This window comes from Streptomyces sp. NPDC044061, from assembly GCF_056434305.1.
This window is the reverse complement of sequence record NZ_JBWKFL010000032.1, coordinates 58,789-75,341: the sequence shown is the minus strand read 5'-3', so window position 1 is coordinate 75,341 and position 16,553 is coordinate 58,789. Positions and strand designations below refer to the sequence as shown.

Below are 16,553 nucleotides of genomic sequence, written 5' to 3'. Positions count from 1 at the left end.
GGGACTCAGAAGCATTCGTGACGGCCGTGCTCGAGCCGCACGCGCAGGCCGGGGATGTTGAACGTACCGGCAGTCAGCGCGACCGCGGTCACGCGCACGTCGGTCAGGGTGACCGACGTGGCCTGCTGCCCGAAGCCGTCGGGGTCGAAGAAGCGCGAGTTCCTGTCGCCCGGATTGATCGGACCCTTGGTGATCTCCCCCTGCGCGATTCCCTGGTCGAGGCCCCGGAAATTCGCCTGCCCGGCCGACTGGGACGTCGTGTCGAGGAACAGGTTCGATGCTTCGACCGGTCGTTCGTCCCCGCCGGTGAGCTTCAGCGTCTGTACGCCCAGGACCGGGATCTCGACCAGTACGGACTGGCACAGCGCGCTGATCGTCGAGTGCCGGGATCCGGTGACCATCACCGGCACATGCTGGCCCTGCCTGGTCACGTCCACCATGCCGTACACGCTGAACCCGCGAGCGGTCAGCGTGTCCGCGGTGACCTGGAACTCCTTGCCGGAGATGAGGAACGACGCGGCCAGTACACCCTGTCCCATGGCGATGCCGAGGGCCGCGCAGGCTGCGACGCTGGGTACCAGGACCGCCGCAAAGCGCCGCCAGCGGGTTTTGCCGACGCGGGGCGACATCCCGTCTCCTTCGGTCATGGCGCGAGCCGCCTCTACCTGGACGAAGCAGACATTTGCCTCGCTGTCCAGTGACGGATCCTAGGCTTCCGGTTGTGCCGATCGGCTGCACGCCAGGGCCGCCGTACGGGTGACGCACATGTTGCTCGGCCGTTCGGGCGATGCAGTGCTCACGAGCCAGGCGGCACCGCTGCGGCGTACGCGACGAGGTTCGCGAAGCGCAGCCACACGAGCGGATGACCGTTCAGGGGCGCCCAGCCCTGTTGAAGAAGGCTCTCGCTTCCGCTGATCGCCTCGGCCAAGGCGTCCCGCGTCGGGGCGTCCACGCGACCGAGGTTCGTGAGGTACGAGGCGGCACAGCTGTCGATACAGGCGTGCAGGCCGGCCAGTTGCCGGCCCTGGCTGTCGCGGTGGAGGCTCTCGTCGGGGAAGGGGAAACGCCAGAACGCGGTGTGGCGGTTCGCGACGTCGGCGATGAGTCCCAGGCGAGAGGGGGCCGTCTCGCCGGGCCATCGAAACACTGACAGCGGCATGGTGACGCGGCGTGGAGTACGTCGGCCCGCCGCCTCCTCCGCGTGGCGTCGGACGGCGAAGGACTCGACTTCGTCTTTCGAGTGCGGGCGTGGAGAACGCGGTCAGGCCGGGAACCTTGACGATCGGGCCCTCTTCGATGCCTTGGCTGCCTTTCAGCTCTCCGACTGCCTGGCCCTCACTGCAGCCTCCTGGTCACGGTGGTACGAGCGCCAGATCAAACGGTGCACCCGCGTCCAGCGCGGGATGGACCGCACTCCGGGGATGAAGGGGACCAGGAGCAGACCCAGACTGAGCAGAGCCATCAGGCCCCAGATCAGCGCATCTGCGTTGCCGGACGACTTGAAGGGTTCGATCTGGTACCAGAACGTGTAGAGCCACAGCCACGCCTGGCCCGGGTAGTTTCCGGTCTCGTTCATCATTCCCCACTGGTCGCCGCCCAGGTGCTCGGCGCGGGCCAGGGACTCCAGGTAGGAACCGTCGGAGAGGAAGAGCAGAGGACGGGTGTAATCGGTCTGGTAGAACTTGCCCTCGGCCTGCAGTTGCCCGTCCAGTGCACCGGACCTGGCCAGGTCGAGAAGGCGGGCGGTGAGGACAGGGACCGGGCCGTAGTCGCCCTCGGCGACCTTCGCGGGGTCGCCGCCCGGAGACTTGGCCAGCGCATCGGAGTAGGCCTTGGTCCACGCCTGGTGCCGGGTGGCCGGAGCAGCGGCCCAGGCTGTGAGGGCCCCCCTGACGCCGGGCGGTTCGGGGGCTTGTGCCAGAGGGCGGAGCACGAAGTCGTTGGCGGTGTCCACCGGGATACGGACTCCGGCGGCGCCCTGTAGCCCGAGCGGGCCGAGCTTCTGTGCCGCGCCGGGTGTGTGGTTGTACGGCGGTCCGTACTGTGCCGTTCCGCTGGTGCCGCCGAGTTCGGCCACGGCGGTCGTCGTGAAGTCGCCGCCGGCTGCCCGCGACCAGGAGGCCAAGGTGACCGGCTTGACGTCGGGGGAGGAGAAGACAGCAGCCAGACCGGCGGTGAGAAGCGCGACCACCACCAGGGCGATCACGAACTCCTTGACCAAGTCGTATGGTCGGGTGGGGAAGGCGGCGGGGTCCGGTACCGGGTACTTCCGAGAGTGTCGGTCCATCACGGCACCTCCCCCGGTGCGGACGCGGGCGAGATCGTGCCGCTGTCCGCGGGATCGGTCGCCCCGATGGGCGGCACGATTCCGAGCCGCCGGACCAGCAGGACGTGCCATGCGGTCAGAAGACCAAGGACGAACGGGAGCAGCACGATGTGCCACATCAGCATCTGCCCGAAGTCCAGCACGTTGAAGAACGCGCCGATACCGACCGAGTTGAGCCCGTCCTTGGCCTGCCCGGCGATCCATTGCGAGTCGAAGTTCTGCTGGACCAGGTAGCCGGTGAAGGCGGTGCCGATCGAGGTGAAGAAACACACCGCGCCGGTGACCCACGTCAGGGCCCGCCGGCCGCGCCAGGCGGCCATGAAGAACTTGCCCCACAGGTGGATGACCATGAAGAACATGAACAGCTCGACGCTCCACAGGTGCAGGCTGTTCACGTATTTCCCGCTCGCCGAGATGTGCCACCAGGCGGGTCCCTTCAACGCGAGCACCCCACCGGTGACGAGCACCACGATCAGCGAGGCCACGGTGAGCACGCCGAAGACATAGACCCATGAGGCCATGTATGCCGGCTGGGCGTCCGGCAGCAGCTTGTCCGGGGGCAGAGCCGCGACCGCCCGCCGCCGCACCGCTCCGGTCCAGCCGCCCCTGGCGGACACGTTCTTGTACGGCCCGATGGCCGCGCCGCCCTCACCTGGACCACTCATCTGCGGCCTCCAGGGAAGGGCAGCAGCAGGGCGGCGACAAAGACGACCACCATCAGGCCGATGACCACGAGGTTCGCGACGGACACCTGGATGACGCCCCAGTGCACATAGCGCCCGGTCCCGTTCAGATCGATGGGCGCGGCCAGCGCCCGCCCACCCGACAGCACGAGTCCCGTGATTGTCATGATCTCGCCGCCCATTCGTCTCCGCGCCGCCGATGACAAGCGAAGCGCCTCGTAGCGCTCTGGGCATCCGGGCTCGCCCGGACCATAGGCTGAAAGGCCGAAGGGGAACATGCTTCAGTGCGGGCGCTCTGTCCGCTTTCGCCCGCACTCCGGAGATCTTCGGCCAGGAGGATACCAAGGTGCGGCCACCGGCGTTGGTTCGCCGAGATCCGCCGCTCTTCGATGGTCCTCGACGAGGGGCGGTCGGCTGACCAGGTGCGGCTGGGAACAGCGTCAATTCCCCCATGACGCTGCTCAGCCGCTCGCCGGCCAGCGGCTTCCTCCGCTTCTGATCAGCAAAGGGAGGCGCGCTGCCGGCGACGGGCGGGCTACTCGTCAGTGACTTCGGACGCGGGAGCGATGCTCGTGGGGCACGACGCCCCCCAGTTCGTCTCGACCGGGGTACTCAGCTTGACCCCCGTCCCGCCGAGCCTGTGCTGTCATGTGATCCATGGGCGGCGGGTTCCGCTGTCATCCCCGCAGGTGGGCTAGAAGCTCGCCCTCAACGGGATAGGCGCCTCCTGGGGCAGCAGGCGGGCGGCGGAGTCCAGGTCACCACCGCTGACGAGGGCGTGTATCTCGTGGGCGAGTGGTGTCACGTCGCGGATGGCGACCGTCCATTCGTCCGCATAGCGTCGTACAGCCTCACCGGAGATGCCGAGTTGCAGGGACCGGTAGGGCAGCGGCTGTAGGTGCAGGTCCCGCTCCGGGTCCCACTGCGGGCGGGCGCGCGCTTCAATTGACGCTGCCAGGTGGCTCGGTCGGGGTGTACCCCGCACACATGGCTCGACAGACACGCGTGGCGCAGCGCCCACTCGAAGCCGTCGGTTGATCTCGACGGCGAGCACGGTCTCCTGCCCCTCCTTGGCGCCCCAGCCGCAGCGGCACATCATCCACGGGAACGACGGCTTGATCCAAGTCAAGTCGCGTTCATAGTCCTTTTCTGGGTCTGTGCACACTGTCAGCTCGGTGCTGCTGAGTGCCACAGTGCTGGCACGGACCGCGTCATGCAGCCGCCACGCCTCAATCGCGATGACCTTCAGCAATGGTCAGGTTGGGTCGCCTGAACGCGGCTTGATGCCCATGTCGAGCCGTGCTCGCAGCAGAACGCTCGAGCGCGACGGCGGCCCGCGCTCCGATGCCCTGCGGTGAGTACAGCTTGATGATCGTCCGCGGATTCCATGGACGAGGAGGCGCGATTGCCTATACGAATGAAACCGTGTACTCACTGCGCCAGCGTGACAATCGACGGTCACTGACCGAGCGCCTGTTGCTCTACATGCTGCCGGGCCTAGCAGTCGCGATTGGGGCCTTGCTGGGGCTCCTCACGTCTGACCGCGTCTCCCCTGTCCTGGTGGTCCTCACAGCCCTGGTCATGGTATGCGGATTTGCGGTACCACCTGCGGTTGATGCGCTTAGCGATCGAGTTTCGAGGCGGGCGCAGCACCAGCAAATGCTGGCTAATAGGTCTGATACCGCGGCTGCGCAGCGGGCGGAGCAGTTGCGCAGTCACTTCCACCCTAGAGGGCGTGGAATTCTGCCTTCGCTCGTGCGCGAGGGTTCATACTTCATGGGTCGGCTTCGAGTGCTGCGTGAGCTGGTGGACTGGATCAACGGCGCCGGTCTGGACGTTGCGTGGTCTCGTGTCGTGACCGGTGCCCCGGGATCCGGTAAGTCAGCGGTTCTCGGAAGGCTGGTGAGTCTGGCCGATGCCGGACAACCCAATGAGGTGCTTGCCACTGCACCAGCCGGGACGCGACCGCCGGTCGGCTCCATCAGCATCGCGGTGCACGTACGTGGCCGCACGGCAGACGAAGTGGCCGCCGAGATCTCACAGGCCCTGACGATCGACGAGGGGACGTGCAGCGGTCTCCTCGCACATCTCCGCGAGGATGTCGAGCATCGACCAACTGTGGTCGTCGTCGATGGGGTGGATGAGGCTGCCGACGCCCATCGGCTCATCGTTGACCTACTCGAGCCGCTGGCGGCGGCGTCGGAGCGGACGGGTATCCGTCTGCTCGTCGGCACGCGCCGAGGTGGCGAGGACCACCTGGTGCGGCTGTTCGGAGCTTCGGCGCTCGTACTCGATCTCGACGAGGAACAGTATCTGGATCGACGCGATGTTGCTGAGTACGTCTGTAGCACATTGCTGGCCGATCCGGACCCGCAGGTCCGCACTCCCTACCGTGCCCGCCCTGCACTCGCGGAAAAGGTCGCTGCGGCCGTAGCAGCTCGTGCCGGCTCCAGTTTTCTCGTGGCACAGCTCACGGCGCTGTCCCTGATGGGATCTGACGAACCCGTGGATACAGGGAGCTCTGGGTGGGCGGAGACGTTTCCCACCACAGTGGGTGCCGCCATGGACCGATACCTTCGTGACGTCCAGCCGGGTGGGCCATGGTTACGCGATCTGCTGATGGCTCTGGCCTGGTCCCAGGGCGATGGCTTCAGCGACCCAGGAACCTGGGCGGCCGCGGCCACCATGCTGGGAACGGCCGCGTACTCCGAACGCGATGTCACCCGGCTGCTCCTGGACAGCGCTGCGGTGGACCTGCTCCACCGCAGCACCCACGGAGACCGTGTCACCTTCCGGCTCTTCCACGAAGCGCTGGGCGAGCATTTGCGCCAGCTGAGCACTCGTCAGCGTCCGGCAGCCGAGGTCCACCGCCGTCTTGCGGACATCCTCCTCGAGAAGCTGTCATCGTCTTCCCTGGACGAGCGGGACTGGGCGCACGCCGACAGCTACACGCGTACATATCTGCCTTTCCATGCGGGCGAGGGCCAGGTGCTGGACCAGCTTCTCGATGACGCGGGCTTTTTGGCTGCCGTGGATCCGGCTCGGCTGCTGACGGCACTCCCCACCGCTCGCACCGGGTCGGGCCGGCGAGTGGCTCGCATCATTCAACGAGTCGGCCAGCAGCTGCTTGTGGCACCGGAAGACGAGCGCATCTGCTACCTCGAGATGGCGGCCCACATGGCCGGCGACGCACGCCTGGCGGGCGAACTGGCAGCTACAGCTCCCGATCGTCCCTGGTCGGTGCTCTGGGCTCGCTGGGACACTCTCGTTGAGAGCCGCATGCTCGGTCACCATGACGACTACGTCCTTGCTGTCGGCACCGTTGAGACAGCGAGGGGGATCGTGGTGCTCTCGGCGAGCGCATGGGGCATCCAGGCGTGGCGCCTCGCCGATGGAGAACCCATGGTGACCGGCGTACGGGAGCCGGATTCACCCATCCTCGACATGGCTACCTTTCGGCAGGGTGACGGCATCGCCATCGTGACCCTTCACGAGGATGGGCATTTGCTGCGGACCACGCCGGACGCGACCGATCCGCAGCAGATTCTCGCGGAAGGTCGTGCGCCAAGCGGTGTCTGGTCGATAGACGTCGCAGGTCAATCCGCAGTGGCTACGATCAGCCGAGATCACGTAGTCGAGGTCTTGTCCGTGCGGGACGGTCATGTGCTGGATCTGCCGCCCGTCGTGATCGGTCGAGAAGACCAAGTTCTCGTGGTGGACAACGTAGGCGGGCGGTGCCTTGCCGTGGTGAGCGGCAACAGTGGTGACATTAAGACGTGGGACCTCAACACCGGTCGTCCGCTCAGTGAATCGCTGCATCCCGGAGTACACGTGCCGGGCTGGCGGAGTGACACGCGCTTCTGGGCAGCATCGCTCGCTGAGCGCCAGGATGGCCCCGTGATCCTTCTGGGAGCTGCGGCAGGCCAGGTGATCGCTTGGGACCCAGTCCGTGGAGAGATTGTCGGGGACCCGCATCATGGTGACGCGGGAGTATTCACCACCCTCATCACGGGCCACGACAACGATCTGTGGTGTTGGGGCGATTGGAACGGCAACCTGTTCATACGTGGCGCCGCCCAAGAGGAGGTACGGCAACTGGCCGTTCATGACGGCGGGGTGCAATCGCTGGCACAGTGCGAACTGAACGGTGCCCGCCTGCTTATCTCGGGAGGACGTGACGGCGCCGTACGTGCCTGGAACATCCAAGCAGCCCGCCCGGTGGTCTCTGTCGGCGACCACCACAGCGTCGTCACGGGAACCAACTCCACCCGACAGAGCTGCATCGCGTCCATCAAGGCCGACGGCTCTCTCGTGATCTTCGAGGCGGACGGCGGTGACGTCCTCGCCGAACTGAGTCGATCGGCCGAGGAAGGCTTCCGCAGCGCAGCCGTGGTCCCGGGCGACCCGCGGTCCTTCGTCACGCTGGATAGGCAGAGGCACATCACGCTACGGGTCTTCCCGGACGGCCAACCGTCATACGACTTCCAGTTGGCCTCGGACGAGGAGTGGAGGTCCATCGCTGTCGTGAACAGGGAGCGGCCACTACTCCTCGTCACTGCGACAAGCGGGCGACTGGGCTTCTTCGACCTAGCCACTTGTGATGCTATTCGGCCACCGCTGGCCTGCCACACCGGCAGCTTCATGGTGGCTCCGCTCCCAGAGCAACCGGACGAAGCACACCGGTTCGTCACATGGGACTGGGAATGCTTCCAGGCCCGGCTGTGGACCGTGACGAACGACGAGACGCGGCATCGCGTCCTCAGAATGGACAACGGCGACCCGTTTCCCATAACGGCTGTCTCCTTCAGCCACATAGGTGACATCCCGGTCGCCGTCGGAGTCGGCGGCTACTCTCGTCTGCACATCTGGAACACCGAAGACGGTTCCCCGATGATCGATGCCCAACTCGAGCAGGCCCATCACATGCAATTGGCCGATGTGGACACCACCCAGATCGACAGGCAGCCGCTCATCCTCTCCGGCGGACACACCTGCTCCGCTGCCCTGTGGTCCGCGGAAAGTCGACGAGAGCACCATCTACGGGTCGGATCACCGTTGCGGAGCACCAGGTTCCTTCCCGGCAACCGAGCCGTCGTGGCCGGGCCACGCGGCATCATGGTTCTCGAACTGGGCTCCCGCCTGCTCAGTCGATTCGAGCACGCCTGAGAAGCGATCAACGAAGTAATCCCACCCTCTTCAGCCCACGAAAGAGAGTTCATGAACGCGGGTTTATGACCCAGGTCAAGCCTTGTTCATAGACGCTTTTGCCAATTCGGCGCGACCGCGATAGCGACCAACGGGGCCCGGAGCTGTGTCATTGGTCGACTTCTTCACCACTCCGTGATCCACACTTCGGTCCCATGGCGCGCTTCCGCCTTGCTCAACAGCTGACGTACTCCCGAGTTCGGGCAGGAGCCCTGTGGAAACGGATGCGACATCCTGGTCCGCCGAGCGGTGGCACAAGCCCGGGCTCATGGGGACGCTGCACGTCGTGACCTTCATTCCCGGCATCCCCCTCGGCCATCCCCGCCGTCGGCTCCGGATCGTCACGGCGGCCCTGCTGTCATGCGCAGCCGGCTGAAAGATCATTATGCTGAGAAGCCTCGCTCCAACCCATGCTCATCATGATCGGTAGAGCTGCGACTCTCGGAATCGTGGTGTTCCCGCGAGCTGCCGACCGCGGCTGCAAGCGGCGACCGGCAGGCGGGGCTCAGCCGGATCTCGATGGCGTCGGACACCGTTTCCGGTGCTGGGTCGGCGGTTACGCAGACCCGTATCGGACGGCCGGTGTCGGCCTCGACGAATGACAGGGGCGGGCGACCTTCCTGCAGGTGCGCATCGCCCCACTGCACCAGCGACAGGAGCACCGGCAGCAGGTCCTCGCCGGCCTTGGTCAGCCTGTACTCGTCGCGGGCCCGGCTCCCGGGCTCCCGGTAGGGAACAGGCGCGACGATCTGCGCGGCCTTCAGCTGCGTGAGTGCCCGTGACACCGCCGGTGCCGAGGCCCCGATCCGCGCCACGAAGTCGTCGAATCTGGTTGTGCCGTAGAAGCATTCCCGGACCACCAGGAACGCCGTCTTGGTGCTGAGCAGGTTCAGCACCCGACTCGCCGAGCATTCGTCGCCGATCGGCCACGGATCCCGGTCGCGCAGCCGTTCCTCGAAATTCATCGCCATACCATCAGTGTAACTAACGCTTGCGTTATCCAGCAGGGCGTGATTCCATCTCACTAACGGATTCGTTACTCAGATGGGAGACGCCATGGTTGCAATAGCAGACAGGGTGGTCATGGTGACCGGGGGTCGACGGGGACTCGGCTCGGCACTGGTGGACGAAGTGCTGGCACGCGGGGCGCGAAAGGTGTATTCGACCGCGCGTTCGACGTACGTCGACGACCGTCCAGGGGTGGTCACCGCTGAGCTCGAGGTCCGCTCGACGGCATCGGTCGCCGCCCTGGCGGACGTCGCCGCCGACGTCGACATCGTGTTCAACAACGCCGGGATCCTGCTGCCGGCTCCTCTGCTGACGGGCGACCTCGAGGCCGCCACCACGACGTTCGACGTCAACGTCTTCGGGCTGCTGCGGGTGGCACGGGCCTTCGCGCCGATCCTGGCCGCGAACGGCGGGGGCGCACTGGTGAACATGCACTCCGTGCTGTCCTGGCTGGCCGGCAGCGGCGCCTACGGGGCGTCCAAGGCGGCGGCGTGGTCCGTCACGAACTCGCTCCGGCTCGAACTGGCGAACCAGAACACCCAGGTCGTCGGCGTACACGCAGGGTTCATCGACACAGAGATGGTCTCCGCCATGGATCTGCCGAAGGTGACGCCGACCGAGGTGGCCGCGCGGATCGTCGACGGCCTGGAAGGCGGGGGCACGGAGGTGCTCGCCGACGACGTCACCGTCGCCGCCAAGGCGGCACTGTCCGGCCCTGTGGAGGGCCTGACCTTCTCGTTCGCCCGCTGACATCGCATCCCGACACCCAAGGAGCACCGCCATGCCGCTGTGGACCATTCACCACGCGCCCGGAATCTTCAGCGACGAGGAAAAGCACCGACTGGCCTCCCGCATCACTGACCACTACGAAAAGATCGGGCTGCCCCGGTTCTACGTGGTCACGGTGTTCCACGAGACCCGGCCCGAGGACTTCTACGTCGGTGGAGAGCCCACGACGGTCGGGGTCCGCATCACCATCGACCACATCGCCCGCCACAACCCCGACCGGGAGAGCCGGCGCCGGACTGCCCAGTGGGTCAAGGGCATTCTGCAGCCCCACCTCGAACGGATCGCAGGGCTGCACTGGGAGTTCCACGTCGACGAGACCAGCGAGGACCTCTGGATGATCAACGGTCTTGTGCCGCCCCCCGGAGGCTCCGATGTCGAGAAGCTCTGGGCTGAGAGCAACGCGGCCTCCCCTTACTGACCGAGCTTCGACCTGCCGAGCGGACCTGCCTTGGGCAGTGCCGAGGGTCTCCCCCTTCGCCGCCACCACGATTTCTGTCGCCGACGGCAGCATCCTCGCCTTCTGCACCGCAGCCCTCATGCTCACCTCCCCGTCCCCGGACACCCTCCAACAGGTGCTGGCCCACCCTGACCGGCCGCTGCAGGATCTGTGCGATGACATGGTCTACCGGCTGGTGATCGGCGACCGCCGCAGCGATGTCGTCCTCCTCCTCGCCCGCGCCCACACACTGCCCGCTGACCATGTCGCGGCGTGGCAACTCGACCTCCACCCCCCAAGCTGCAGCCACGGCGCGTGCCCGCACCCGAGACCAGCTCGTCCATTGGGGTGTCGACAAGGACACCGTCTACACCACAGAAATGATCGTCAGCGAACTGGTCACCAACGCCGTCCGCTACGGCACCCTGCCTCTGCGGCTGCGCCTCATCATCGACCACACACTCACCTGCGAAGTCCACGACAGCCATGCCCTCGCGCCGCGGTTGCGCCACGCGAAGATCGTCGACGAAGGCGGGCGCGGCTTGTTCATCGACGCCCAACTCGCAGAGAAATGGGGCGTTCACCACTCCCAGGGCGGCAAGACGGTCTGTGCCGAGCAGATGCTCTGACCCGATCGACCAGCGCACAAGGCAGGTCGCGCGCGAGGCGGGAAAGCCGACGAGGTGCCTGCGCTGGCAGGTATCCACTCGGAAACGCGCGGGGTGATCCAAGTCGTCCTGTCCCGCTTCCAGGCGGCGGGAAAACGGCCCTCGCAGGCGGCGGGCAGACCGATCTCCGAGGAGTATGCCTGGTAGACGGTGATCGTGGATTCCGCGTAGGCCGCACGGATCCCGCGTTGAGGTTCTTCTATGGCGTACAGCGTGGGGTCGGCCACTGCAGGCGGCCACTGATTTTCGACTGCCGTTCGCCATAGAGGGAGGGCCGCACTGCAGCGCCGGGCGGGTTGTCGGTGCCACGGCCGCCCTCTTCAGGCACCTGGGCTCACGCCGGCTACTTGTCCGTGGCCTCTGGAGCAGGGGCGACGCCGGTCGGGCAAGACGCACTCCAGTTCGTCTCGACCGAGGTACTCAGCTTGACCCCCGTCCCGCCGAGCCCGCAGTAGCCGGCCGGGTTCTTGTCCAAGTACTGCTGGTGGTACGCCTCCGCCGGGTAGAAGGGGCGGTCCTGTGCGGGGAGGATCTCCGTGATGATCGTGCCGTGGCCGGAGTAGGTCAGGGCCTTCTGGTACGAGGTGCGGGAGGCCTCGGCCGTGGCGGCCCGGGCCGGGGTGTGGGTGTAGATCGCCGAACGGTACTGCGTGCCCACGTCGTTGCCCTGGCGGAAGCCCTGGGTGGGGTCATGGGACTCCCAGAAGGTCTTCAGGAGACGGTCGTAGGAGATCACCGCCGGGTCGTGGACCACCCGGACCACCTCCGTGTGGCCGGTCAGGCCCGAGCAGACCTCCTCGTACGTGGGGTGCTCGGTGTAGCCGCCCTGGTAGCCGACCAGGGTGGTGTGGACGCCCGCCGGAAGCTGCCAGAACTTGCGTTCCGCGCCCCAGAAGCAGCCCTGGGCGAAGTCGGCGACCTCCAGGCCCTCGGGGTACGGGCCGAGCAGCGGGGTGCCCAGGACGGTGTGGCGCTCGGGGACCACGAAGGCGGGCATGTCGCGGCCCTTGAGGGCCTGTTCGGGAGTGGGCAGCCGGGGTGTGCGGCCGAAGAGCATGGGCTCTCCCTGTCGGTCTGTGGGCGGGGCGGCCTCAGCGGGCCGGCGCGTCGTAGAACGGTCGCCATGCCCGCCGAATTCCGGTCAGGAGCCCTTTCAGGGTCCGGTCAGGGGGCCGCCTGAGTGCCGGTCAGGGGCCCCTTGGTGCCGGTCCGGGTGACTCACGCCCCCGACGTCGCCGCCTGTGCCACCGTGTTGCGGACCTTGCAGTAGTAGGCCGCCATGCCGTCACCCCGGTACCGCCACGGCAGTGCGTTCACATGCCCGTCGACCAGCTTGAACTGCTCCAGTGCCGCCTCGTCGCGGTCCTGCAGGTTGAGGTAGAAGGCCAGCAGGTGACGCAGTTCCGGCAGGCGCGGGTGCGAGGGGTCCGCCGCGGCCGCGTCCGCGAGGGCCGCGTCGACCCGGGCCACCATCTCCGGTGTGTTGTCGGCCGCGGTGTCCTCCGACTCGTCGTGCTCGAAGTGCGCGATGAGCGGCAGCGCGGTCAGCAGGCTGCCCAGCGGTGCCTCGGCCGCCGCGCGCTCGGCGAACTCGAACGCCAGCCGCTCGGACCCCCGCCACTTCGCGCACCAGTACTGCAGCGCCGAGAAGTGCGCCTCGTAGTGATGCGGGGCGCGGGTGGTGATCTCCGCCCACAGCTTGTCCATCTCGGCGTTCGGGTAGCCGAGTCCCAGCGCGACCCAGATCTCGGCGATGTACGGCGTCGGGTCGTCGGGGTTGAGGGCCGCGGCCCGCGCGATCTCCTCGCGGGCGTTCTTCAGCGTCCGGTGGAAGCCCTCGAACTGCTCGTGCGTGGTGTGGTTCGCCATCCTGCCGCCGCGCAGCTTCCACGCGAGGATCACCGTGCTGCGCGCCCGGACCATGGCCGCGTCCGGGTCCTCGGGACGCGCCGTCTCCCAGGCCAGCAGCCACTCGTCCTCCTCGGCCGCGCACTCGGCGAGCAGGTAGCCGACCGCCGAACGGCGTTCCCAGTCCCGGCCGATGCCGCTCAGCAGCTCGGCGGCGGGCTGCCAGTCGCCGGCGCGCACCGCGGTGAGCGCGGCCGCCCAGTCCGCGGGCAGCGGGGAGGCGTGGTCGGTGTTCTGCCGCCCGGCGGGCAGCAGGCCGAGCTTCTCGGCGGTCTCGGCGGCTTCGGTGCCGTCGTCGGGGCTCGGCTTGAAGAACTCCTTCAGGAACACCCCGGCGAGCCACAGGACGATGATCAGCGTGGGGACGGCCAGGACGGCCAGGATCCAGAGCAGGACGGTCATGGGAGGGGTCCGTTCGTCAAAGGGGCGGCGTCGCGGGGGCGGGGCCGGTCACGCGGGCTGCGTCTGCGCCGGCGGCAGCAGCGCCCGCAGCGGGCCCGTGTCGGGGTGGTCGGCGAGCGCCGCGTCCACGGCCGCATCGAGCGCGGCCTCGGGGCCGTCGTCCGGCGTGTTCTTCGAGGCCCGGCCGGGCAGCCGTACGGTGGCCGCCTGGGACCAGGAGAACTCCCAGTGCAGCAGCGAACGGGCGCTGAACTCGGCCAGCACCATGGTGCGCAGCGACTTCCGCAACTGCGGCCGCACGAACTCGCGGAAGGCCCGGCCCTTCGCCTCGGCCGCCTGCTCGGACAGCGGCAGCCGCTCCGCCAGCCGCCACAGCCGGCCGTCGTCGACGACGTCCAGCAGCGCGGACAGCGTCGGCGGCTGCCCGGTGTAGTCGGCGAGCGCCCGGTGCAGCGGGGTGTGCGCGGAGGACATGCCCTCGGCCATGGAGGCCTCGAGGAGCTGCCGCCACTCGGTGGCGCGGGAGAAGGCGAGGACCTCGTCCGTGAGGACGGCGTCCTCCAGCGCGGCCAGGGTGCGCTCGGGGTCGCTGAGCAGGGCGAGGGCCGCGCTCTTGGCGTCCTCGGTGCGCCCGTCGGCGGGCAGCGCCTCGATCCGGCGGACCCGTTCGGCGATCGGCGGATGGGAGTCGTACGGCGAGGCGGGCTCGGTCGGCAGCTCGGTCCGCAGTCGTGCCAGCTCCGGTTCGCGGGCCGTCAGCAGCCGGCCGAAGCCGCCGAAGAACTCGCCGCGCGGCGGCAGCATCCGGGCCGTCAGGCCGAGGGTGGCGTAGGAGTCGAGGTAGAACTCGTGGGAGGCGGCCAGGACCGGGATCTCGCGCAGCGCCGAGGCGGTCGCGTCGCGCCCGGCGATCCGGGCGGCGGCCAGGTCGGCGGCGTACTCCTGGCCGCGGGCCGTGGTGAGGGAGGCGCGCAGGTAGAGATTGCCGTACAGGGTGTAGAGCGAGGCCATCATCCGGTACGTCGCCCCGGTCCCACCGGTGTCGACCTTCTTGGCCTTCCTGCCCTTGGCGACCCGCTTGGCGGCGGCGTTCTCCTGACGGGCGCGCTCCGCGGCCACCTTGCCGTCGGCACTGGCGTGGAACTGCCCGATCACCCGCGCGATCTGCACCCGGCCGCGCACGACGAGCGCGGAGAGCCGGGTGTCGCCGCCGGTGAAGTGGCCGTACTCATGGGCGAGTACGGCGCGCAGCTGTGCCTCGGTCAGACCGGTCAGCAGCGGTACGCCGAGGTAGAGGCGGCGCGGGCCGGGGAGCAGGCCGAGCAGACGCGCCTGTTCGCTGACGGCCGCGTTGACCTCGGCGGTGAGCAGGATCCGGTCCGGGGCGCGGGTGCCGGTCGCCGCCGCGAGTTCCCTGACGAGGGCCCACAGCCGGGGCTCGTCGGCCTCGGTGACCTCGATGCCGGGTCGCGGCTCGCCCCGGGGAGTGCGCAGCATGAACACGCCGCGTACGACGGGGATGGCGAGCAGCACGGTGACGATGACGATCTTGATGCCGGCTGCGCCGTGCACCCAGGTGAACACGGCGGCGTCGAGACCGGCCAGTGCCGCGAGCAGCAGCAGGCTCAGCAGATAGAAGCCGCACAGCAGGACGAGCGCGCGCAGCGCGCGCAGAGTTGCGCCCATCGGGCAGATCCCCCCACAGGACCCGGAGACATGGACATGGCGAACACCGGGTTGCGGTGCTGCCGGTGAGTGTGGGGGGACTCGGTGCAGGCCCGGAGTGTGCTCATGGCAAAGCGCGAGCAAACTCAGAGTAAGCGGAGTATGCCCTACCGCAGGTCAGCGGGGCAATCCCGATGATCGTCGGTCAGTCGGTCAGGCTCGCCGGGCTGCCGCCGTTCGCCTCGTATCCAGCCACCGCCAGCGCGCGGTGGACGGCGAAATCGGCGGCCGGATCGGCGGACAGGGTCCAGGGCAGCGCGCCGACGTGGCCGTCGACGTGCACCAGTTGGTCCATGGCCTCCGCCCAGCGCTCGGCCCGTACCAGGAAGAAGACCAGCAGATGGCGGACGTGCGCGAGCACCGGATCGTCCGGGCTTGCCGCGTGCACCGCGTGCAGCGCGCCGTGCATCGCCTTGGTGACGACCTCGCTCTGGTAGAAGCTCGCGACCAGGTTCACCTCGGGAAGGTGCTCGAAGACCGCGAACAGCGGCAGCGCGGCGAGCAGCGAGCCCTCGGGGGCGCGGGCCGCCGCGGCCTCGGCGAAGGCGTACGCCTGCTCGCGCGAGCCGTGCCACTTCTCGCACCAGTAGTGCAGGGCGGCCAGGTGCGCGCCCATGTGGTGGGGCGCGCGGTCCAGGACGTTCAGCCAGAGCTTCTCGAACTCCGGCTGCGGGTGGGCGAGGCCCCGGGCGATGGACAGCTCGACGATGTACGGCACCGGGTCGCCGGGTGCCAGGAGCGCCGCCTGACCGCAGGCCTGACCGGCCTCCTCCATGATGATCCGGAAGTCGTCCGTGCCCGGCGTCGACGTCCGCCACGCCTGCTGCACCAGGAACTCGGCGTGCACCGCCGCGCCGCCCGCGTCCTTGGGCTGCTCGGCCCGCCACACCCTGAGCCACTGGCCGCCCGGCGTCTCGTGCACCCCGCCCGGCCGCTGCCGCAGCTCCAGGGCCGCCGCGCCGGCGAAGGCCTGCACACGCTGCCAGCGCAGCTCGCCCTCCGCCTCGGAGCCCGCCAGCAGCTGCTGCGCCGCCCGGTAGTCCTGGGTGCGCTGCACCAGCTCCAGGACGTCCAGCAGGTCCTGGTCGAGGCCCGGCATCCGCACGTCCAGCTCCTCCTGGCGCACGAAGCCGTAGTTCTCCGGGTCGGCGCCGTCCGGGTGGCCCGCGGGAACCAGCCCGATCGCCCCGCGCCTGCGCCGCACCAGCGGAAGCAGCACGAAGCTCAGCAGGAGCAGCGCCATGAGCAGCCAGAGAATCGCCATGCGTCAAGCGAACCAGACGCCGCCGACAAATGGCCAACCCCGCCCCCGGGCCTGTGGAAAACCTCGCGCACGGCGGCTCGGGACCGCGCCGGTCGCCGGTGGGGACACCACCATCCGGCCGAGCGCACTACGCTCGGTG

At 68.4% G+C, this 16,553-nt stretch carries 16 protein-coding genes; 4 read left to right on the top strand and 12 right to left on the bottom strand.

The genetic code is table 11. The annotated features are described in order from the left end of the window. Positions 1–5 precede the first annotated feature (5 nt). The 6 genes from AC07CM_RS37385 to AC07CM_RS37360 form a co-directional block, all read right to left on the bottom strand. Positions 6–629 carry a DUF6230 family protein gene (locus tag AC07CM_RS37385; RefSeq protein WP_478880957.1) on the bottom strand — a complete coding sequence of 208 codons (624 nt, stop codon included), beginning with the start codon at positions 627–629 and terminating at the stop codon, positions 6–8. Between the two features lie 167 nt (positions 630–796). Then, positions 797–1,147 (bottom strand): hypothetical protein, encoded by a 351-nt coding sequence (locus AC07CM_RS37380; protein WP_478880956.1) that lies wholly within the window; start codon positions 1,145–1,147, stop codon positions 797–799. A gap of 165 nt (positions 1,148–1,312) precedes the next feature. Then, on the bottom strand, positions 1,313–2,287 hold the full coding sequence (locus tag AC07CM_RS37375) for a hypothetical protein (RefSeq protein ID WP_478880955.1): 975 nt from the start codon (positions 2,285–2,287) through the stop codon (positions 1,313–1,315). Then, a complete protein-coding gene (locus AC07CM_RS37370; protein WP_478880954.1) occupies positions 2,287–2,991 on the bottom strand; it encodes a cytochrome b N-terminal domain-containing protein in 705 nt (234 codons plus the stop codon). Before AC07CM_RS37370 ends, AC07CM_RS37375 begins: the two co-directional genes overlap by 1 nt. Next, positions 2,988–3,176, bottom strand: a complete 189-nt coding sequence (locus AC07CM_RS37365) for a hypothetical protein (RefSeq protein WP_478880953.1) — start codon at positions 3,174–3,176, stop codon at positions 2,988–2,990. The genes AC07CM_RS37370 and AC07CM_RS37365 overlap by 4 nt, the downstream gene beginning before the upstream one ends. Positions 3,177–3,703: 527 nt before the next feature. Beyond that, positions 3,704–4,138, bottom strand: a complete 435-nt coding sequence (locus AC07CM_RS37360) for a DUF4291 family protein (RefSeq protein WP_478880952.1) — start codon at positions 4,136–4,138, stop codon at positions 3,704–3,706. A gap of 170 nt (positions 4,139–4,308) precedes the next feature. Here AC07CM_RS37360 and AC07CM_RS37355 point away from each other — a divergent pair, with 170 nt between their 5' ends. Beyond that, positions 4,309–8,175: an AAA family ATPase gene (locus AC07CM_RS37355; protein ID WP_478880951.1), complete on the top strand. Its 3,867-nt coding sequence runs from the start codon at positions 4,309–4,311 to the stop codon at positions 8,173–8,175. A 422-nt stretch (positions 8,176–8,597) separates the two neighbouring features. Here the strand turns inward: AC07CM_RS37355 and AC07CM_RS37350 are convergent, their stop codons facing one another. After that, positions 8,598–9,185, bottom strand: coding sequence for a winged helix-turn-helix transcriptional regulator (locus AC07CM_RS37350; protein WP_478880950.1), 588 nt, complete (start codon positions 9,183–9,185; stop codon positions 8,598–8,600). 85 nt (positions 9,186–9,270) lie between these two features. On the opposite strand from AC07CM_RS37350, the gene AC07CM_RS37345 reads away from it, so the two are divergent. From AC07CM_RS37345 to AC07CM_RS37335, 3 genes are all read left to right on the top strand, one after another. Continuing rightward, the gene (locus AC07CM_RS37345; RefSeq protein WP_478880949.1) at positions 9,271–9,972 is read left to right on the top strand and encodes an SDR family oxidoreductase; all 702 of its coding nucleotides are present in this window, start codon (positions 9,271–9,273) and stop codon (positions 9,970–9,972) included. A gap of 31 nt (positions 9,973–10,003) precedes the next feature. Beyond that, complete coding sequence (locus AC07CM_RS37340; protein ID WP_478880948.1) at positions 10,004–10,429, top strand: tautomerase family protein; 426 nt, start codon at positions 10,004–10,006, stop codon at positions 10,427–10,429. Between the two features lie 236 nt (positions 10,430–10,665). Then, positions 10,666–11,076: an ATP-binding protein gene (locus AC07CM_RS37335; protein WP_478880947.1), complete on the top strand. Its 411-nt coding sequence runs from the start codon at positions 10,666–10,668 to the stop codon at positions 11,074–11,076. Here AC07CM_RS37335 and AC07CM_RS37330 read toward each other — a convergent pair. From AC07CM_RS37330 to AC07CM_RS37310, 5 genes are all read right to left on the bottom strand, one after another. Next, positions 11,028–11,342, bottom strand: a complete 315-nt coding sequence (locus AC07CM_RS37330; RefSeq protein ID WP_478880946.1) for a DUF4291 family protein — start codon at positions 11,340–11,342, stop codon at positions 11,028–11,030. The two genes, AC07CM_RS37335 and AC07CM_RS37330, sit on opposite strands and share 49 nt — an antisense overlap. Before the next feature lie 116 nt (positions 11,343–11,458). Beyond that, on the bottom strand, positions 11,459–12,172 hold the full coding sequence (msrA, locus tag AC07CM_RS37325) for a peptide-methionine (S)-S-oxide reductase MsrA (protein WP_478880945.1): 714 nt from the start codon (positions 12,170–12,172) through the stop codon (positions 11,459–11,461). A 161-nt stretch (positions 12,173–12,333) separates the two neighbouring features. Beyond that, positions 12,334–13,425, bottom strand: a complete 1,092-nt coding sequence (locus AC07CM_RS37320; RefSeq protein ID WP_478880944.1) for a hypothetical protein — start codon at positions 13,423–13,425, stop codon at positions 12,334–12,336. A 48-nt stretch (positions 13,426–13,473) separates the two neighbouring features. Then, positions 13,474–15,111, bottom strand: coding sequence for a M48 family metalloprotease (locus AC07CM_RS37315; protein ID WP_478880943.1), 1,638 nt, complete (start codon positions 15,109–15,111; stop codon positions 13,474–13,476). Positions 15,112–15,295: 184 nt separating this feature from the next. Beyond that, a complete protein-coding gene (locus AC07CM_RS37310) occupies positions 15,296–16,414 on the bottom strand; it encodes a hypothetical protein (protein ID WP_478880942.1) in 1,119 nt (372 codons plus the stop codon). Positions 16,415–16,553 lie beyond the last annotated feature (139 nt).